The sequence below is a fragment of the Paracoccus zeaxanthinifaciens ATCC 21588 genome (genome assembly GCF_000420145.1).
In the GTDB taxonomy this organism is placed as follows: Bacteria; Pseudomonadota; Alphaproteobacteria; order Rhodobacterales; family Rhodobacteraceae; genus Paracoccus; species Paracoccus zeaxanthinifaciens.
This window is the reverse complement of record NZ_ATUJ01000006.1, coordinates 1-18,443: the sequence shown is the minus strand read 5'-3', so window position 1 is coordinate 18,443 and position 18,443 is coordinate 1. Positions and strand designations below refer to the sequence as shown.

At 66.9% G+C, this 18,443-nt stretch carries 22 protein-coding genes; 10 read left to right on the top strand and 12 right to left on the bottom strand.

Annotation, left to right across the window (positions count from 1 at the left end; translation table 11 throughout):
• The first annotated feature begins 75 nt into the window (after nt 1-75).
• Nucleotides 76-1,248, top strand: a complete 1,173-nt coding sequence (locus tag F804_RS0107545) for an aspartate aminotransferase family protein (RefSeq protein WP_022707141.1) — start codon at nt 76-78, stop codon at nt 1,246-1,248.
• A 102-nt stretch (nt 1,249-1,350) separates the two neighbouring features.
• Complete coding sequence (gene argF / locus F804_RS0107540; RefSeq protein WP_022707140.1) at nt 1,351-2,277, top strand: ornithine carbamoyltransferase; 927 nt, start codon at nt 1,351-1,353, stop codon at nt 2,275-2,277.
• An 88-nt stretch (nt 2,278-2,365) separates the two neighbouring features.
• Here the strand turns inward: argF and F804_RS0107535 are convergent, their stop codons facing one another.
• A complete protein-coding gene (locus F804_RS0107535; protein WP_022707139.1) occupies nt 2,366-3,961 on the bottom strand; it encodes a phosphoenolpyruvate carboxykinase in 1,596 nt (531 codons plus the stop codon).
• Nucleotides 3,962-4,179: 218 nt separating this feature from the next.
• On the opposite strand from F804_RS0107535, the gene F804_RS0107530 reads away from it, so the two are divergent.
• The 6 genes from F804_RS0107530 to F804_RS0107505 all read left to right on the top strand — a co-directional run bounded on the left by F804_RS0107530 (nt 4,180) and on the right by F804_RS0107505 (nt 7,404).
• Nucleotides 4,180-4,590 carry an HPr kinase/phosphorylase gene (locus F804_RS0107530; RefSeq protein WP_028725755.1) on the top strand — a complete coding sequence of 137 codons (411 nt, stop codon included), beginning with the start codon at nt 4,180-4,182 and terminating at the stop codon, nt 4,588-4,590.
• A gap of 22 nt (nt 4,591-4,612) precedes the next feature.
• Nucleotides 4,613-5,563: an RNase adapter RapZ gene (rapZ, locus tag F804_RS0107525; protein WP_022707137.1), complete on the top strand. Its 951-nt coding sequence runs from the start codon at nt 4,613-4,615 to the stop codon at nt 5,561-5,563.
• 25 nt (nt 5,564-5,588) lie between these two features.
• Nucleotides 5,589-6,014: a PTS sugar transporter subunit IIA gene (locus F804_RS15945; protein ID WP_022707136.1), complete on the top strand. Its 426-nt coding sequence runs from the start codon at nt 5,589-5,591 to the stop codon at nt 6,012-6,014.
• A complete protein-coding gene (locus F804_RS0107515; RefSeq protein WP_022707135.1) occupies nt 6,011-6,289 on the top strand; it encodes an HPr family phosphocarrier protein in 279 nt (92 codons plus the stop codon). Before F804_RS15945 ends, F804_RS0107515 begins: the two co-directional genes overlap by 4 nt.
• 10 nt (nt 6,290-6,299) lie before the next feature.
• Complete coding sequence (locus tag F804_RS0107510; protein ID WP_022707134.1) at nt 6,300-6,914, top strand: TetR/AcrR family transcriptional regulator; 615 nt, start codon at nt 6,300-6,302, stop codon at nt 6,912-6,914.
• 82 nt (nt 6,915-6,996) lie between these two features.
• Nucleotides 6,997-7,404 carry a DUF2852 domain-containing protein gene (locus tag F804_RS0107505; protein ID WP_051142324.1) on the top strand — a complete coding sequence of 136 codons (408 nt, stop codon included), beginning with the start codon at nt 6,997-6,999 and terminating at the stop codon, nt 7,402-7,404.
• Between the two features lie 37 nt (nt 7,405-7,441).
• On the opposite strand, the gene F804_RS0107500 is transcribed toward F804_RS0107505, so the two are convergent.
• The 7 genes from F804_RS0107500 to F804_RS16905 form a co-directional block, all read right to left on the bottom strand.
• Entirely contained in the window at nt 7,442-8,317 is an 876-nt protein-coding gene (locus F804_RS0107500) for a 3-hydroxybutyryl-CoA dehydrogenase (protein ID WP_022707133.1), read from the bottom strand.
• Nucleotides 8,318-8,425: 108 nt separating this feature from the next.
• Entirely contained in the window at nt 8,426-9,352 is a 927-nt protein-coding gene (locus F804_RS0107495) for an electron transfer flavoprotein subunit alpha/FixB family protein (protein WP_022707132.1), read from the bottom strand.
• Nucleotides 9,352-10,110, bottom strand: coding sequence for an electron transfer flavoprotein subunit beta/FixA family protein (locus F804_RS0107490; protein WP_022707131.1), 759 nt, complete (start codon nt 10,108-10,110; stop codon nt 9,352-9,354). Before F804_RS0107490 ends, F804_RS0107495 begins: the two co-directional genes overlap by 1 nt.
• A 107-nt stretch (nt 10,111-10,217) precedes the next feature.
• A complete protein-coding gene (locus F804_RS0107485) occupies nt 10,218-10,790 on the bottom strand; it encodes a cob(I)yrinic acid a,c-diamide adenosyltransferase (protein WP_022707130.1) in 573 nt (190 codons plus the stop codon).
• Nucleotides 10,790-10,990: a twin transmembrane helix small protein gene (locus F804_RS0107480; RefSeq protein WP_022707129.1), complete on the bottom strand. Its 201-nt coding sequence runs from the start codon at nt 10,988-10,990 to the stop codon at nt 10,790-10,792. The genes F804_RS0107485 and F804_RS0107480 overlap by 1 nt, the downstream gene beginning before the upstream one ends.
• A 24-nt stretch (nt 10,991-11,014) precedes the next feature.
• On the bottom strand, nt 11,015-11,833 hold the full coding sequence (locus tag F804_RS0107475; protein ID WP_028725753.1) for an SDR family NAD(P)-dependent oxidoreductase: 819 nt from the start codon (nt 11,831-11,833) through the stop codon (nt 11,015-11,017).
• The gene (locus F804_RS16905; RefSeq protein ID WP_022707127.1) at nt 11,830-12,384 is read right to left on the bottom strand and encodes an SH3 domain-containing protein; all 555 of its coding nucleotides are present in this window, start codon (nt 12,382-12,384) and stop codon (nt 11,830-11,832) included. The genes F804_RS0107475 and F804_RS16905 overlap by 4 nt, the downstream gene beginning before the upstream one ends.
• A 138-nt stretch (nt 12,385-12,522) precedes the next feature.
• On the opposite strand from F804_RS16905, the gene parC reads away from it, so the two are divergent.
• Complete coding sequence (gene parC, locus F804_RS0107465; RefSeq protein ID WP_022707126.1) at nt 12,523-14,763, top strand: DNA topoisomerase IV subunit A; 2,241 nt, start codon at nt 12,523-12,525, stop codon at nt 14,761-14,763.
• Nucleotides 14,764-14,815: 52 nt separating this feature from the next.
• On the opposite strand, the gene F804_RS0107460 is transcribed toward parC, so the two are convergent.
• The 4 genes from F804_RS0107460 to F804_RS0107445 form a co-directional block, all read right to left on the bottom strand.
• Complete coding sequence (locus F804_RS0107460; protein ID WP_051142323.1) at nt 14,816-15,724, bottom strand: SDR family oxidoreductase; 909 nt, start codon at nt 15,722-15,724, stop codon at nt 14,816-14,818.
• A gap of 63 nt (nt 15,725-15,787) precedes the next feature.
• A complete protein-coding gene (locus tag F804_RS0107455) occupies nt 15,788-16,378 on the bottom strand; it encodes a cytochrome b/b6 domain-containing protein (RefSeq protein WP_022707124.1) in 591 nt (196 codons plus the stop codon).
• Nucleotides 16,378-16,824 (bottom strand): c-type cytochrome, encoded by a 447-nt coding sequence (locus F804_RS0107450; RefSeq protein ID WP_022707123.1) that lies wholly within the window; start codon nt 16,822-16,824, stop codon nt 16,378-16,380. Before F804_RS0107450 ends, F804_RS0107455 begins: the two co-directional genes overlap by 1 nt.
• 102 nt (nt 16,825-16,926) lie before the next feature.
• On the bottom strand, nt 16,927-17,706 hold the full coding sequence (locus F804_RS0107445) for a DUF533 domain-containing protein (protein ID WP_022707122.1): 780 nt from the start codon (nt 17,704-17,706) through the stop codon (nt 16,927-16,929).
• A gap of 234 nt (nt 17,707-17,940) precedes the next feature.
• Here F804_RS0107445 and F804_RS0107440 point away from each other — a divergent pair.
• Nucleotides 17,941-18,443 (top strand): GTP-binding protein (locus F804_RS0107440; RefSeq protein WP_022705684.1); only part of this gene is annotated, 503 nt, incomplete at its 3' end.

Genomic DNA, 18,443 nt, shown 5'->3' with positions numbered 1-18,443 from the left:
CTGATGCGACCTTACGGTCGGCATCCCCTTTCGCCTGTTCTGTCCACATTCCCGATATCTCGAAGGTTCAGTCCCATGATCCCGCATGTCCTGCCGACCTATAACCGTGCCCCCCTGTCGTTCGAACGGGGCGAGGGTGCCTGGGCCATCGCGTCGGACGGCCGCCGATACCTGGACCTGGGTGCGGGCATCGCGGTCAACGTGCTGGGCCATGCGAACCCCGACCTTGTCGCCGCGTTGACCGAACAGGCGGGCCGGATCTGGCATGTGTCGAACCTGTACCAGATCCCGCAGCAGGAACGGCTGGCGGGAATGCTGGTCGATGCCACCTTTGCCGATACGGTGTTCTTCACCAATTCCGGCACCGAGGCCGCCGAGCTTGCGATCAAGATGGTCCGCAAGTTCTGGGACCACGCGGGCGATCCCGACCGGATCGAGATCATCACCTTCGAGGGTGCCTTCCACGGGCGTTCCACCGGTGCCATCGCCGCATCCGGGGCCGAGAAGATGGTCAAGGGCTTCGGGCCGCTGATGCCCGGCTTCCGCACGCTGCCCTGGGGCGATATCGACGCGCTGGAGGCCGCGGTGACGGACCGCACCGCCGCCGTGATGCTGGAACCCCTGCAGGGCGAGGGCGGCATCCGCCCGATCGCGGACGAGGATCTGCGCCGCATCCGCGAGATCTGCGACCGGACCGGCGCGCTGCTGGTCCTGGACGAGGTTCAGTGCGGCGTGGGTCGGACGGGCCGGCTGTTCGCGCATGAATATGCGGGCGTCACCCCCGACGTGATGATGGTCGCCAAGGGCATCGGCGGGGGCTTCCCCCTGGGCGCGGTGCTGGCGACCGAGGCCGCTGCGGCGGGGATGGTCGCGGGCACGCATGGTTCGACCTATGGCGGCAACCCGCTGGCCTGCGCCGTCGGCTGCCGCGTCATGGAGATCGTGGCCGATCCCGATTTCCTGGCCGAGGTGAACCGCAAGGGCGCGCTGTTCCGCCAGAAGCTGGAGGGGCTGGTCGCCTCGCATCCCGACATCTTCGAGGGGGTGCGCGGGCAGGGCCTGATGCTGGGCCTGAAATGCAAGGCCGCGCCTGCCGACCTGGTCCGTGCGGGCTATGACGAGGGGATCCTGACGGTGCCCGCCGCAGACAGCACGCTGCGCCTGCTGCCGCCGCTGAACATCGGCGACGAGGATATCGCCGAGGCCGTCCAGCGGCTGGATCGTGCCGCGGCCCGCCTGGCAGGCTGAACCGGCCCGCGAAGGGGCTGCGGCCCCATTTTTCCCGCCAGCGCCCTTGACCCCGCGGGGTCGGCGGGGCTTGCTGGCGGAAACCCGTTGAAAGACAGACCCATGACGCATTTCCTCGATATCCATAAGACCGAAGCCGATCAGCTGCGGGGCATCATCGACAATGCCCGCGCCATGAAGATCGCCCGCAACGACCGACCCAAGGGCATGCCCGACGACGATCAGCCTCTGGCCGGTCGCATGGTCGCGCTGATCTTCGAGAAGCCCTCGACCCGGACGCGCGTCAGCTTCGACGTGGGCGTGCGACAGATGGGCGGGCAGACGATGGTGCTGTCGGGGTCCGAGATGCAGCTGGGCCATGGCGAGACGATCGCGGACACGGCCCGCGTGCTGTCGCGCTATGTCGATCTGATCATGATCCGCACCTTCGAGGAAGCGACCCTGCTGGAGATGGCGGAACACGCCACGGTGCCGGTCATCAACGGGCTGACGAACCGCACCCATCCCTGTCAGATCATGGCCGACATCATGACCTTCGAAGAACATCGCGGCCCCATCGCGGGGCGCAAGGTGGTCTGGTCGGGCGACGGCAACAACGTCTTCGCCAGCTTTGCCCATGCGGCGGGGCAGTTCGGGTTCGACCTGACCTTCACTGGTCCGAAGACGTTGGACCCGGAACCCGAGTGGATGGAATATGCGGCCGCGATGGGTCGTCCGATCACGATCGAGCGCGACCCCTACAAGGCGGTCGAGGGCGCGGACCTGGTGGTCACCGACACCTGGGTCAGCATGCACGATCCCCAATCCGCCAAGGAACGCCGGCACAACCAGCTGCGCGGGTACCAGGTGAATTCCGACCTGATGTCGCGCGCCAAGCCGGATTCGCTGTTCATGCACTGCCTGCCCGCGCATCGTGACGACGAGGCCACGAGCGAGGTGATGGACGGGCCGCATTCCGTGATCTTCGACGAGGCCGAGAACCGTCTGCATGCGCAGAAGGCCATCATGCGGCATTGCCTCGGCCTGTGATCCGGATGACGGCGGACCTGCGGTCCGCCGAAGACATGCGAAAGGGCCGCGTCGATGACGCGGCCCTTTCCGTTTCGCGGCGTCGCGATCAGCCGATGGCGGCTGCGCGCACATCCTCGTCGATGCCGTCGAGATACTGGGCGAAGTTGTCGCTGAACATCTGGACCAGCCTGGCCGCCTGGCGGTCATAGGCCGCGCCGTCGTCCCAGGTGCGGCGCGGGTCCAGCAGCACGTCTGACACGCCCTCGACGCTGACCGGAACGTCGAAGCCGAAATTCGGGTCGCGGCGGAACTGCGCGTCGTTCAGGCTGCCGTCCAGCGCCGCGCTCAGCAGCGCGCGGGTGGCGCGGATGGGCATGCGGGAGCCGGTTCCGAAGGCGCCGCCGGTCCAGCCGGTATTGACCAGCCAGCAATTCGCGCCGTCCTGCGCGATCTTGTCGGCCAGCAGCTTGCCGTAGACCTCGGGGCGGCGGGGCATGAAGGGCGCGCCGAAGCAGGTCGAGAAGGTCGGGATCGGCTCGGTCACGCCGACCTCGGTGCCGGGGGTCTTGGCGGTGAAGCCCGACAGGAAGTGGTACATGGCCTGCGCGGGCGTCAGGCGCGCGATCGGCGGCAGGACGCCATAGGCATCGCAGGTCAGCATGATCACGTTCTTCGGGCTGCCGCCGAGGCTGGTCGTCGATGCGTTCGAGATCGCGTCCAGCGGGTAGGCGCAGCGCATGTTGTCGGTGATCGAGTTGTCCTCGAAGTCCAGTTCCAGCGTGTCCTCGTCGAAGATCATGTTCTCGATCACGGTGCCGAAGCGCGAGGTGGTGGCGAAGATCTCGGGTTCGGCCTGTGCGGACAGGTTGATCGTCTTGGCGTAGCAGCCGCCCTCGAAGTTGAAGATGCCGTTGTCGGACCAGCCATGTTCGTCATCGCCGATCAGCACCCGCGAGGGGTCGGCCGAAAGCGTCGTCTTGCCGGTGCCCGACAGGCCGAAGAAGATCGCGCTGTCGTCGGGGTTGCCCGGCGCGTGGTTGGCGCTGCAATGCATCGGCATGATGCCCTTGTCGGGCAGCAGGTAGTTCAGCAGCGTGAAGACCGACTTCTTGTTCTCGCCGGCATAGGCGGTGCCGCCGATCAGGATCAGCTTCGCGTCGAGGTTCAGCGCGATCACCGTCCCGCTGCGGCAGCCGTGGCGTTCGGGGTCGGCGGTGAAGTCGGGGCAGTTGATGATCGTGAATTCGGGGGTGAACTCTGCCAGTTCCTCGGCCGCGGGGCGGCGCAGCAGGTGGCGGATGAACAGCCCGTGCCAGGCCAGCTCGGTCACGACGCGCACGTCGAGGCGGTGTTCCGGATCGGCCCCGCCGAACAGGTCCTGCACGAAGTAGTCGCGGCCCTTCATGTGCGCCAGCATGTCGGCATGCAGGCGGTCGAAGGCGTCGGGCGCCATGGGGGCGTTGTTTTCCCACCAGATCGTGTCCTCGACCGCGGGGGTGCGGACGACGAACTTGTCCTTGGGCGAACGGCCCGTATGCGCGCCGGTCGTCACGAGGAAGGTGCCGCCCTGGCCGATGCGGCCTTCGCCGCGGGTCACGGCTTCGTTCATCAGCGCGGGTTCGAGCAGGTTGTAATAGACCCGGCCCAGCCCCTCGATGCCCTGATCTTCAAGACGGCAGTTGGGGTTAACGCGTGTGCTCATGTTCCTCTGGCTCCGGTATGAGGGTTCGGGTCTGTGGCAGGGGGTGATCCCCTTCAATCGGCTATAGCAGCGGTTGAATCGCGCGAAACCGGGCAGCGCTAACCGTTAGCGGCAACAGTAAATGTTATCGCCAACAAGGCAGATTCGCCCCCGATCTGGCGGTCCAACCTGCGGATCGTGCAATCTGCGGGCAGCGAAATCGGGCAGGGGTGATTCGGGTGCAGCTTCACGCGACGACGGTGGCCATCGAGGGGCGGGGGCTGGTGATCCTCGGGCCGTCCGGCGCGGGCAAGAGCACCCTGGCGCTGGAGCTGATGGCCACGGGGGCGGTGCTGGTCGCGGATGACCGGACCGACCTTGCGCGGCAGGGGGATGCACTGATCGCCAGCGTCCCGCAGGCCCTGGCCGGGCGGATCGAGGCCCGCGGCATCGGCATCCTTGGCGCGCGCGAATACGGCCCCGTCCCCGTGGCATGGGCCTGCGACCTGGGGGCCGCTGCGTCGGCACGACTGCCACAACCGGGTTCGGTCGAATGGATGGGGGTGACGGTTTCGCTTGTATCGGGGCCGTGGCGGCCACATCTTCACGCTGCATTGCGGCAGTTGATGTTGGGGGGCAGGGTTCACTGATGCCCCCGCCAAGGGGGTTCCCGTGACCGAGCAGCAGGGCGATACCGACATTCAGAGGCTGGTGCTGGTCACCGGCCCGTCCGGGGCGGGCAGGTCCACCGCGATCAACGTCCTCGAGGATCTGGGCTTCGAGGCCATCGACAACCTGCCGCTGTCGCTGATTCCACGCCTTCTGGACGGCCCCGCGCGGCCCGAGCCTCTGGCCCTGGGCCTCGATGTGCGCAATCGCGATTTCTCGGCCTCGAACGTGATCGAGCTGATCGACCGGCTGACGCGACGGCCGGATTTCGCGATCGAGGTGCTCTATCTCGACTCGGCGCCCGAGGTGCTTGTGCGCCGCTACAACGAGACCCGCAGGCGCCACCCCCTCAGCCCGGACAGTTCGCCCAATGCGGGCGTCGAGGCCGAGATCGATCTGCTGGGGCCGATCCGCAGCCGTGCGGATGTGCTGGTCGATACCTCGGAACTGTCGCCGCACGACCTCAAGGCCGAGCTGACGCGTTGGTTCGGGGGCGCAAGCGCCGTGCGGCTCAGCGTGTCGCTGCATTCCTTCAGCTACAAGCGTGGCGTCCCGCGCGGGCTGGACCTGATGTTCGACTGCCGCTTCCTGGCCAACCCGCACTGGGAACCCGCGTTGCGCCCGATGGATGGCCGGCAGCAGGCCGTCCAGGATCATGTCGCCGCCGATCCGCGATTCGCCGAGTTCTTCGCCCGCACTCGCGAATTGGTGGAATTCCTGCTGCCCGCGCACATGGAAGAGGGGAAATCCCATCTTTCCGTGGGTTTCGGATGCACCGGGGGGAAACATCGTTCGGTCACAATGGTGGAAAAGATGGCGCTTGCGCTTGCGGATGGTGGCTGGCCGGTGTCAATAAGACACAGAGAGCTTGAGCGTCGTATGGCGACGCTGCACGGCGGATCGGATGCCCAGCCCAACGGCGCGGCAGATCCGGACAAGGTGCAGGCGCAGTGACGATGCATGAACCTGGTGAGGCGCGTTGATCGGAATTGTCATCGTGGCACATGGCGGATTGGCCCGGGAATATCTTTCCGCGGTCGAACATGTCGTGGGGCCTCAGAAAGGCATCGCTGCCGTCGCGATCGAGGATGATCACGACCGCGCGGCCAAGACGGCCGAGATCAAGGCCGCGGCCGATGCGGTCGATCTGGGCGACGGGGTGGTGCTGGTCACCGACCTGTTCGGCGGATCGCCGTCGAACCTGTCGCTGCCGGCCTGCGCGGTTCAGGACCGCACCATCCTCTATGGTGCGAACCTGCCGATGCTGGTGAAGCTGGCCAAGTCGCGCCACCTGCGCGTCGGCGATGCGGTGGCCTTCGCCAAGGAAGCCGGGCGCAAGTACATCAACAGCTACAACGTCCCCCCCGAGGCGGCGATCGGAAGCGCGAGGCGTCACCTGGGATGAGCGGAACCGTCACCAAGGACCTGGAGATCATCAACGTGAAGGGCCTGCATGCGCGGGCCAGTGCGAAATTCGTGGACGTGGTCGAAAGCTTCGATGCGCAGGCCACCGTCGAGAAGGACGGCATGTCGGTATCGGGCGACAGCATCATGGGCCTGCTGATGCTGACCGCGCCGCGCGGCAGCCAGATCCGCGTGACCACCACCGGCGCGCAGGCGCAGGAACTGTCGGACGCCCTGTCGCGACTGGTCGCGGATTATTTCGGCGAAGGCATGTAAGGGCCGCGCCTTGGCCGACCGCAAGACCTATCACCACGGCAATCTGCGACAGGCGCTGGTCGATGCGACCGCCGCGCTGGTCGAGGCGCAGGGCCCGCAGGCATTCACCCTGACCGAGGCTGCGCGCCGCGCGGGCGTCTCGGCCGCCGCCCCCTATCGCCATTTCAAGAACCGCGAGGACCTGCTGGAAGAGGTCGCCCGCCAGGGCTTCGAGGAATTCGCCCTGCGGCTGGAACGCGCCTTCGACGGCGGTGCCCCGCAGCCCCTGACCGCCTTCCTGCGCATGGGGCAGGCCTATCTCGATTTCGCCTCGGACCGGCCCGGCTTCTACATGGCCATGTTCGAAAGCGGGATCTCGATCGCGGGCAATGCCGAACTGGCATCCGCATCCGAACGCGCGCAGGGCGTTCTGGTCGCGGCGGCCGACGCCTTGGCGCAGCGCCTGCCCGAGGGCAACCGCCCGCCCGCCCGCATGGTCGCGAACCACGTCTGGGCCATGAGCCACGGCGTGGTCGAGCTGTTCTCTCGCGGGAAACCCGGCGGCCGCAGCCCGGTGGCCCCCTCCGAGATGCTGGAAAGCGGGGCGATCATCTATCTCCGCGGGCTTGGCCTGATCCCTTCGTGAAAAATCGGCAGCCGGGATCTTGATCCCCGGCTTCGGCCTCCCATCTATGTAAATGTAATTAACATTAACATCGGAGGACGACATGGAAACCGCCACCTTGGCACATCACGCAGCCCCGAGGTCGCAATCGCGGCTGGCCGAGGCCCTGGCCCGCGGGCGGGACTGGCTGGATGCAAGGGGACGCCTTGCATGGATCGCGGCGATGGTCCTTGGCTTCATCGCTTTCTGGCCCGCGGGCCTTGCCCTTCTGACCTACATGATCTGGAGCAATCGCATGTTCGGATGCAGCAAACACTCGACCCGCAGCCCCCGCAACGTCGCATCGCCGACCGGCAACAGCGCCTTCGACGCCTATCGCGAACAGACGCTGAAGCGCCTCGAGGACGAGCATGCCGAATTCATGGGCTTCCTCGAAAGGCTGCGCGAGGCCAAGGACAAGGCCGAGTTCGATCAGTTCATGGAAAGCCGCCGTCCCAAGCAGGACGCGTAAGCGACGGGGGCGGGGCCGCATCGGCCCCGCGCCGCCATCAGCGGGTGGGGACCGGCGTCTCGCCCCGGTAATCGTAGAAGCCGCGCCCGGTCTTGCGGCCCAGCCACCCGGCCTCGACATATTTGGTCAGCAGCGGGCAGGGGCGGTACTTCGTGTCCGCCAAGCCGTCATGCAGGACGTTCATGATCGCAAGGCAGGTGTCCAGGCCGATGAAGTCGGCCAGTTCCAGCGGACCCATCGGATGGTTCGTGCCCAGCTTCATCGCCTTGTCGATGCTGTCGACCGAACCGACCCCCTCGTACAGGGTATAGACGGCCTCGTTGATCATCGGCATCAGGATGCGGTTGACGATGAAGGCGGGGAAATCCTCGGCGCTGGCAGCGGTCTTGCCAAGCGATTCGACGACCGCCAGCAGCGACTTGTAGGTCGGCTCGTCGGTGGCGATGCCGCGGATCAGTTCGACCAGCTGCATGATCGGGACCGGGTTCATGAAGTGGAAGCCCATGAACTTCTCGGGGCGATCGGTGCGGCTGGCCAGGCGCGTGATCGAGATCGACGAGGTGTTCGAGGTCAGGATCGTCTCGGGCTTCAGGTGCGGGACCAGGTCCTCGAAGATGGCCTGCTTGACGCTTTCGCGTTCGGTGGCGGCCTCGATCACCAGGTCCGTCTGGCCCAGATCGGCCAGCTTCATCGTCGTGCGGATCCGCGACATCGCCGCCGCACGCGCCTCGACCGAGATCTTTTCCCGCGAGACTTGGCGTTCCAGGTTCTTGTCGATCTGCGACAGGGCCGAGTTCAGGGCCTCCTGGCTGATGTCGTTCAGCAGGACCTCGTAACCCGACAGGGCGAAGACATGGGCGATCCCGTTGCCCATCTGGCCTGCGCCGATCACGCCTACGGTCTGGATGTTCATTCGTGCCACCTTTCGCCTTGCGCCCGCGACGATAGGGCGGGCTTCATGTTGCCGCAACGCAAAACCGCCCCCGGTCGGGGGCGGTTTCACCGTTCGTCCGAAAAGCGGTCAGAGCTTGTCGGTCAGTTCCGGAACGACTGCGAACAGATCGCCCACGAGGCCGTAATCGGCAACTTGGAAGATCGGCGCTTCCTCGTCCTTGTTGATCGCGACGATGACCTTGCTGTCCTTCATCCCCGCAAGGTGCTGGATCGCACCCGAGATGCCGACGGCGACATACAGATCGGGGGCGACGACCTTGCCGGTCTGACCCACCTGCCAGTCGTTCGGGGCATAGCCCGAGTCGACCGCCGCGCGCGATGCGCCGACGGCGGCGCCCAGCTTGTCGGCCAGCTTCTCGATGATCTCGAACTGCTCCTTCGAGCCGACGCCGCGACCGCCCGAGACGACGCGCCCGGCCGAGGTCAGCTCGGGGCGGTCGCTTTCGGCGACCTCGTCGGCGACCCAGGACGACAGGGCCGGATCGTCGGCCAGTGCCGCATCCTCGACCGATGCGCCCGCGCCTTCGCCGGCGGCGTCGAAGCTGGCGGTGCGGATGGTCAGCACCTTCTTGGGATCGGCGGATTTCACCGTCTGGATCGCGTTGCCGGCATAGACCGGACGCTCGAACGTGTCGGCGTCGATCACGGCGGACACGTCCGAGATGACCATGACATCCAGCAGCGCCGCGATGCGGGGCATGATGTTCTTGGCATCGGTCGTGGCGGGGGCCGCGATATGGTCGTAATCGCCCGCAAGCGCCACCAGCAGCGCGGCGGCCGGTTCCGCCAGGCGGTGACCATAGCGCGCATCCTCGGCGACCAGCACCTTGGCGACGCCGTCGATCTTGGCAGCCTCGGCGCCCGCATCGCGCGCGCTTGCGCCTGCACACAGCACGGTCACGTCGCCAAGCGACTTGACGGCGGCGACGGCCTTGCCGGTCGCGTCGCGGTTCAGTTCACCATTGGTGACTTCGGCCAGCAGCAGAACAGCCATCACACCACCCCCGCTTCTTTCAGTTTCGACACCAGCTCGTCGACCGAGCCGACCTTGATCCCCGCCTTGCGGCCCTCGGGTTCGCGCGTGTTCACGACCGACAGGCGCGGCGTGACATCGACGCCCAGATCGGCGGCGCTCTTTTCGTCCAGCGGCTTCTTCTTGGCCTTCATGATGTTGGGCAGCGACGCATAGCGCGGCTCGTTCAGGCGCAGGTCTGCGGTGACGATCGCGGGCAGCTTGACCTCGATGGTCTGCAGGCCGCCATCGACCTCGCGCGTGACCTTCGCGGCCTCGCCCTCGATCTCCAGCTTGCTGGCGAAGGTCGCCTGACCCCAGCCCAGCAGCGCGGCCAGCATCTGGCCGGTGGCGTTCATGTCGTTGTCGATCGCCTGCTTGCCGGCGATGACCAGCCCGGGCTGCTCCTCGTCGATGACGGCCTTCAGGATCTTGGCGACGGCCAGCGGCTCGATATCCTGGTGCACGTCGTCGGCAGCCACGACCAGCACGGCGCGGTCGGCGCCCATGGCCAGCGCGGTCCGCAGGGTTTCCTGCGCCTGCTTCACCCCGATGCTGACGGCCACGATCTCGGTCGCGACGCCCTTTTCCTTCAGACGGATCGCTTCCTCCACCGCGATCTCGTCGAAGGGGTTCATCGACATCTTGACGTTGGCAAGATCCACTCCGGACCCGTCGGCCTTGACCCGAGCCTTCACGTTGTAGTCGATCACGCGCTTGACTGGCACGAGAACCTTCATCGGCCTCTCTCCCTTTGTTTCGGCGTCTTGTGGCACAAGTGTTAGACGTCACTTTCCCCCGATGACAGGGCAAAAACGTCACAGGACGCAGCGTTTGCGGTATCGGTTCAGCGGCTTGCGCCGGCAACCCACAGGATGTCCGCAGCTCCGTCGTCATTGGCGATGCGCCCCGCGACGAACATCCAGTCCGACAACCGGTTGAGGTAGCGCAGCGCCTCGGGGTTGGCATCGCCGCCCGCCGCAAGCTCGGTCGCGCGGCGTTCGGCGCGACGCGCGACGGTGCGGCACAGGTGCAGATGCGACGCCAGCGCCGACCCGCCGGGCAGGATGAAGCTGCGCAGCGGTTGCAGGCGGGCGTTCATCGCGTCGATCTCGGATTCGAGGCGTTCGGTCTGGGCTGTGACGACGCGCAGCACGGGATATCCGGCCTGGTCGTCGGCGTCCATGTTCGGGCGCGAGAGGTCCGCGCCAAGGTCGAACAGGTCGTTCTGGATCACCGCGATCATCGCCGCCAGGTCGCCCGTCGCATGCAGGCGCGCAAGCCCCAGCGTGGCGTTCAGTTCGTCGACGGTGCCATAGGCCTCGACCCGCGGATCGGATTTCGGAACGCGGCTGCCATCGGACAGCGCGGTGTCGCCCTTGTCGCCCGTGCGGGTATAGATGCGGTTCAGCACGACCATCAGCGCGACCCCAGCCAGACAAGGACCAACAGCGCCGCGATGACACCCGCCTGCGCATAGATGCGCCAGCGCATCATCCGGTTGGCGTTGCGTCGGTTCCAGTCGCCGCCCCGGGCGAAGCCGCCGATGCCGGTCATCAGGATCGCGAAGACGATGCCGATGCCCACGAGCGATATGATGATCAGGTTCCTGTCGTCCATGTCCCTGCCTTTCGGTCCGAGAGCCTAAGCGCGCCGCGCGAACCAGTCCAGTGCGCGCGTCGGCAGAACGCGCCGCGCCACCCCCGAGATGCGCGTGGGCGTCGTGACATATTGGCGCGGGGCGGGGCGATCCGCCGTCAGCGCGGTCAGGATGCGCTTCGACACCTCGCGCGGGGGCAGTTCGAACCGGTCCGGCCCCGAGGGTTCGTAGAGCCGCTTCAGCAGGCTGTCGCGATACTGGTCGGCGCGGGCGCTGGACTGCCAGTCCACCCAACGTTCGAAATGCGGGATCGCGTTCTCGCGGATGCGGCTGGTGATGGGGCCGGGCTCGATCAGGACGACATGGATGCCCGTGCCCTCCATCTCCAGGCGCAGGACGTCGGTCAGACCTTCCAGCGCGAACTTGGTCGCGACATAGGGCCCGCGCCAGGGGATGCCGACAAGCCCGAGGACCGAGCTGATATTGACGATCCGCCCCGCCTTGCGTTCGCGGAAATGCGGGATCAGGCGGCGGGTCAGGTCATGCGTGCCAAAGAGGTTGGTCTCGAATATGGCGCGCAGGGCACCGCGCGGCATGTCCTCGACCGCGCCGGGCAGGGCGAAGGCCGCATTGTTGACCAGCCCGTCCAGCGGACCGCCGGCCAGCACCTGATCGACGCAGGCGGCGACGCTGTTCTCGTCGTCCAGGTCCAGCCGCAGGCAGTCGATGCCCTCGGCGCGGCGGGCCGCGATATCGGCATCCTTGCGGCAGGTCGCGACGACATCGATGCCTTGTTCGGTCAGGAAACGCGCCGCATCCAGCCCGATCCCGGACGAGGCTCCGGTCAGCAGGACCCGCATCAGGGGGCGTCCGGCGACAGGAACTGGTTGGCCATGAAGCCGCGATCCCCTCCCGCGGTTCGGATCTCGACCCAAGTGCCGCCGGTCGGGCCCATCGCCTCGACCTGGGTGCCTTCGGTCAGGGCGGCCACGACCGGGTTGCCGGTGCCGGGGCCCGACCGCATGTTGACGCGCGATCCGGTGACATAGAGCCGCTGCCCGTCGCCAAGCGGCTGGGCGGGTGCGGCCTCGGGGGTGCGGCCCGCATATTCGGGCGAGGGTTCCAGCGCGGGGCCGGGGAACTCTTCGACCTGCTCGGGGGTCTGGCTCTCGGCCTCGACGATGGCGGCGCTGCTGTTGGCCTCGGGCGAGGTGGGGGTCAGCGCCTCGGCGCCCTCGGATGCATCGCGCGCGACGGTGGCGGTCAGATCCGCGGCACCGGCATCCTGCGCGGCACTGCGTTCCTGAACATCCTGCGCCCGTCGATCGGCGCGCAGATCGCCGTCGCCATATCCCGACAGGACGGCCCAGATGGCCAGCAGGGTGGCAAGCACCAGCATACCCAGCTTCAGCATTCCCGACAGCCTCCCTCGTGGTGCGCGATCACGGTCGGTCGATTCTTATCCGATCCCGCCGCCCAACACCACGGCAGCGCGGCGGTTCCGCCGTTTTTCGATCTGGACCGGCGGCACGGCGCGTCCTATCCAGAAGGCATGTCTGACGATCTGCTTCCCGATCCCGCGCAAGGCGCGCTGTCCGAACCCCTCAGCCGAGCGATCGGCGAAAGGTATCTGACCTATGCGCTGTCCACGATCATGCATCGCGCGCTGCCGGATGCCCGCGACGGGCTGAAGCCGGTGCATCGCCGCATCCTCTATGCGATGCGGGAATTGCGGCTGTCGCCTACGGGCGCGTTCCGCAAATCGGCCAAGATCACCGGCGACGTGATGGGCAATTATCACCCCCATGGCGATGCCGCGATCTATGACGCGATGGCCCGCCTGGCCCAGGATTTCGCCATGCGCTATCCGCTGGTGGACGGGCAGGGGAACTTCGGCAATATCGACGGCGACAACCCCGCCGCCGCGCGTTACACCGAGGCCCGCCTTGCCGGCACCTCCGAGGCGCTGATGGACGGCCTGACCGAGGATTCGGTCGATTTCCGCCCGAACTACGACGGCACCCTGACCGAGCCCGCGGTGCTGCCCGCGGCCTTCCCGAACCTGCTGGCGAACGGCGCGTCGGGCATCGCGGTGGGCATGGCCACGAACATCCCGCCCCACAACCTGCACGAGGTGATCGACGCCTGCCTGCATCTGATCAAGTCGCCCGACGCGCGTGACGACACGCTGGCGACGCTGCTCAAGGGGCCGGACTTCCCCACCGGCGGCGTCGTCGTCGAAAGCGCCGAGAGCATGGCCGAGACCTATCGCACGGGGCGCGGCGCCTTCCGCCTGCGCGCGCGCTGGTCGGTCGAGGATCTGGGCCGGGGGCAGTGGCAGATCGTCGTCACCGAGATCCCCTACCAGGTGCAGAAATCCAAGCTGATCGAGCGGCTGGCCGAACTGATCCAGACCCGCAAGATCCCGATCCTGGCCGATGTGCGCGACGAATCGGCCGAGGATATCCGCATCCTGCTGGAACCCAAGACCCGCAGCGTCGATCCCGAACAGCTGATGGCCGCGCTGTTCAAGACGAGCGACCTGGAAATCCGCTTCAACCTGAACATGAACGTGCTGATCGACGGCCGCGTGCCCAAGGTCTGCAGCCTCAAGGAGGTGCTGCGCGCGTTCCTCGACCACCGCCGCGAGGTGCTGCTGCGCCGCGCGAATTTCCGGCTGGACAAGATCGCCGCGCGGCTCGAGGTGCTGGAAGGCTACCTGGTCGCCTATCTCAACATCGACCGCGTGATCGAGATCATCCGCCACGAGGACGAGCCCAAGGCCGTGATGATGGCCGAGTTCGGCCTGTCCGAGGTCCAGGTCGAGGCGATCCTGAACATGCGCCTGCGCGCCCTGCGCAAGCTGGAAGAGATCGAGCTGCGCGCCGAACGCGACGCCCTGCTGAAGGAACGCGACGGCCTGCAGGCCATGCTGGCCGACGAGGATGCGCAATGGGCGCAGATCGCCACCCAGCTGAAGGAGGTGCGCAACCTCTTCGGGAAATCCACCCCCGAGGGCCAGCGCCGGACCGAGATCGCCGAGGCCGCCGAGACCCCCGTCATCGACATCGAGGCCATGATCGAGCGCGAGCCGTTGACCGTGATCCTGTCGAAGATGGGCTGGATCCGCGCGATGAAGGGCCACCAGCCGCTGGATGCCGAGGTCAAGTTCAAGGATGGCGACGGGCCGGGCTTCGCGCTGCATGCCGAAACGACCGACAAGCTGATGATCTTCGCCTCGAACGGGCGGTTCTACACGCTGCCCGCAAGCAACCTGCCGGGCGGGCGCGGCATGGGCGAACCCCTGCGCCTGATGGTCGATCTGCCGAACGAGGCCGAGGTGATCGCGATCTTCCCCTGGCGCGAGGGGGTGAAGTATCTTGTGGCCTCGAAGGCCGCGGACGGGTTCATCGTCAATTCGTCGGACATCCTGGCGCAGACGAAGTCGGGCAAGCAGGTGCTGAACGGCGACGCGCTGCTGTGCCGTCCCGTGGCGGGCGATCACGTCGCCGTCGTCGCGGGCACCCGCCGGATGCTGGTCTTCCCGTTGACGGAACTGCCCGAGATGGCGCGCGGCAAGGGCGTGCGGCTGATGAAGCTGAAGCCCGGCGGCCTGTTCAAGGACGAGGTACTGACCGACGCGATCACCCTGAACCTTGTCGACGGGCTGTCATGGCCGATGGGCGGGGGCAAGACGCGGACCGAAAGCGACCTGTCGGAATGGGTCGGCAAGCGGGCGGGCGTGGGCCGCATGGCGCCACGCGGCTTCCCGCGCGACAACAAGTTCGCATAAGCAAAAGGGCGGGGTCATCCCCGCCCTTCGTCGCTTCCGCGGGTGGCGTCGCTTACAGCCCGCCGCCGCCGACCGATCCGAAATACTCGCCGGTGATATAGCTCGCTTCGTCCGATGCCAGGAGCACGTAGATCGGCGCGATCTCGACCGGCTGCCCCGGACGGCCAAGCGGCTGGTTGGCGCCATGCTGCGCCGCCTTGTCCGTCGGCTGCCCGCCGCTGATCTGAAGCGCGGTCCAGTAGGGGCCGGGGCAGACCGCGTTCACGCGGATGCCGCGCGGGGCCAGCTGCTTGGCCAGCGATTGCGCGAAGGCCACGTTCGCCGCCTTGGACTGGGCATAGTCGAACAGATGCGCCGCGGGCGAGAATGCCTGCGTGGACGAGGTGATGATGATCGAGCCGCCTTCGCCCATATGCGGCACCGCCGCGCGGGTGATCCAGAAGGGCGCGTAGATGTTCGTCTTCATCGTCGCGTCGAAATCCTCGGTCGTCAGCTCTTCGAGGGTCTCGCAATATTGCTGGCGACCGGCATTGTTGACCAGGACATCCAGCCCGCCCAGTTCCTCGACCGCGCGCGCCACGAGGGTCTTGCAGAAATCCTCGTCCCGGATGTCGCCCGGGATGGCCACGGCCTTGCGGCCCTCGGCCTCGATCACGGCGACGATGGCGTCGGCATCCTCCTGTTCCTCGGGAAGATAGTTGATGGCGACATCCGCGCCCTCGCGGGCAAAGGCGATGGCGGCCGCCGCACCGATTCCGCTGTCGCCGCCGGTCACCAGGCAGCGCTTGCCCGCCATGCGCCCGGACCCGCGATAGCTTTTTTCGCCATGATCGGGCAGGGGGTCCATGCGGGTCGCAAGGCCCGGCATCTGCTGCTTCTGCGCGGGGAAATCGGGTTCGGGAAGGCGGGGGTCCTGCAACGCTCCGGCGCGGAACGGGGGGCGGAAGGGCTTGCCTGACATGGCTCTCTCCGATGTTGCGGTGATGTCAGGTGCCAACGATGGGCGATGCCGGGGGTTCCGGCATCATTTGTCTGTCCGACGCACCCATTTCCAGCCGGTGATCATCGGACGGACAAGATCCTCGTGCTTCCAGAGGCGATAGAAGGCGATGATGGCCACGTGCAGCAGCACAAGGACCAGCACCAGCGTCGCCCCGATATCGTGCCAGCCCACCGCCGCATGAGAGATGTCGGGCCCCGCAAGATCGGCCAGCGGGCCGATGTTCGCGAAATCCTCGGGGTCGATCACGAGGCCGCTGCCCACCTGCCACAGCAGCACGCCCAGCATGGCGACGACCGACAGCGCGCCCATCGGGTTGTGACCCGGCCACAGGCTGGGACGCGGTTCGTGCAGGTGCCGAAGATAGGAGATGACCGCCCTCGGCCCGCGCAGGAAGTTGCGAAACCGCGCATGTTCGGGCCCGACGAAGCCCCAGACCACGCGGAAGGCCAGCAGCGCCAGGATGGCATAGCCCAGCCAGAAATGGATCGTCATGACGCCGGGGCCGAACTTGCCCAGCAACCAGTTCGCGATGACCAGCGTGGCCAGCAACCAGTGGAATGCCCGAAGGGCCGGGTCCCAGACGCGGACCCGGCGTGCCTGCTCGGCGGCCATCAGTCCGCGCGATAGCTTTGGTGACAGTCGCGGCAGGTGCCCCCCACCGCCTGAAGCGCCGGCCCGAGGTTTTCCTGACCGCCCGCGACGGCCTGGTCCATGCCTTCGGTCGCGCTGGCGAGCGCCGCGTATTTCTGCGCGAAGTCGTCCTTGTCGTCCCAGATCGCGGGCAGGGCGTCGGTGCCGTCGATATCGTCGGCGGAACTGCCATCAACGAACAGCTTGGGCAGGTCGTAACCCGTCAGCGCCATCAGGTTCTGCGCTGCTGCGACGGCTGCGGCCTCGTCGTATTCGGTATTGCCGCGTGCCATGTCCGACAGGGTGCCCATCTCGGTCGAGATCATGGTGAAGAAGCCCTGTCGCGCCTTGACCGCATCGTCGGCGGACTGGGCGGCCACCGGCAGGGCGGCAAGGCAGAAGGCGGCAGTCAGGAAGGCTCTGGTCATGGCGTGCTCCTTGGAACCTGTCGGTTTGTCGGCTTGCCATGTCAGCTTTGCAGGAAGGGCGGTGCGGCGCAACAGCGCAGCCCCGCCCTCACGCTTTCGCGATCAGCCTGCGCTGTAAAGCGGCATGACCCCCGCCTCGCGGTGGATGTCGTTCACCGTGCCGCGGTCCAGACCCATCGCGACGGCAAGGTCGTTCAGGTAACGCGCCTCGGCCTCGTTGTCGAAATCGATGGCCAGAAGCGACATCAGATAAACCTGCGCCTCGAGGCCCTGCGGCACGTCGCGGGCAAGGTCCTGCGCATCGACGGGGCGCGACATCTGTTCGCGGATGAAGTTGCGTTCGTCATCGTCCAGATCGTCGCCCAGATGGCCCAGCAGGCGCTGCTTCTCGGCGTCGTCGACATGGCCGTCGGATTTCGCGGCCTGGATCATCGCGCGCAGCATCAGCGCCGCGACGGCGTTCTGTTCCGGGGTCGGCGCCACCTCGGGTTCGGCGTCATGAGAGATCGCGTCGTCGAACAGCGACCCGAAGGTCGCGTCGTTCTTCGGCTGCGAATCCTTCTGCGCCAGCTGGCCCGCAGTCGCCGAGCCGCCGACCAGGCCGCCCAGAACGGCGCCCAGCCCGCCCGCGGCTGCACCGCCGCGACCGCCCAGGTTGTCCAGCAGCCCGCCCAGGCTGCCCTGACCGCCGCTGCGGTTGCCCAGCATCTGCGTCAGGCTGCCGCCGCCCGATCCGCCCGACAGAAGGCCGCCCAGAAGACCGCCGCCCTGAGTGCCGCCATGCGTGCCGCCACCCTGCTGGCGGTTCTTCATCACCGCGCCGATTCCCTTGGCAAGCATCACGCCCGCGGCGACGCGGGCCAGGCTTTTCATCATGCTCATGCGAATTCCCCTGTCTTCCGTGAAAGGGCCCCGCGCGCGATCCGCGCAAGGCGTTGGTTCGGCAACGAAAGGCGCGGGCCACGGGTTCCAGCGTGCCCTGCCTGCAATGCCTGCCGAAACTAGCACGTCTGCGTGACGCTGTGCCCTTGATTTTTCCCCTGCCGCCTTATACATCGCGGCGCACGTCAAATCCGGGGCCCTTCAGCCATGCCCCGCGGTATCCAGGAGGCCCACATGGCAAAGGCAAAGTTTGAACGGACGAAACCGCACGTCAACATCGGGACCATCGGTCACGTTGACCACGGCAAGACGACGCTGACGGCTGCGATCACGAAGTACTTCGGCGACTTCCGCGCCTACGACCAGATCGACGGCGCGCCGGAAGAGAAGGCCCGCGGGATCACGATCTCGACGGCGCACGTGGAATACGAGTCCGAGACGCGCCACTACGCGCACGTGGACTGCCCGGGCCACGCCGACTACGTGAAGAACATGATCACGGGTGCGGCGCAGATGGACGGCGCGATCCTGGTCGTGAACGCCGCCGACGGCCCGATGCCGCAGACGCGCGAGCACATCCTGCTGGGCCGCCAGGTCGGCATCCCCTACATGGTCGTGTACCTGAACAAGGTCGACCAGGTGGATGACGAAGAGCTGCTGGAACTGGTCGAGATGGAAGTGCGCGAGCTGCTGTCCAGCTACGACTTCCCGGGCGACGACATTCCGATCATCAAGGG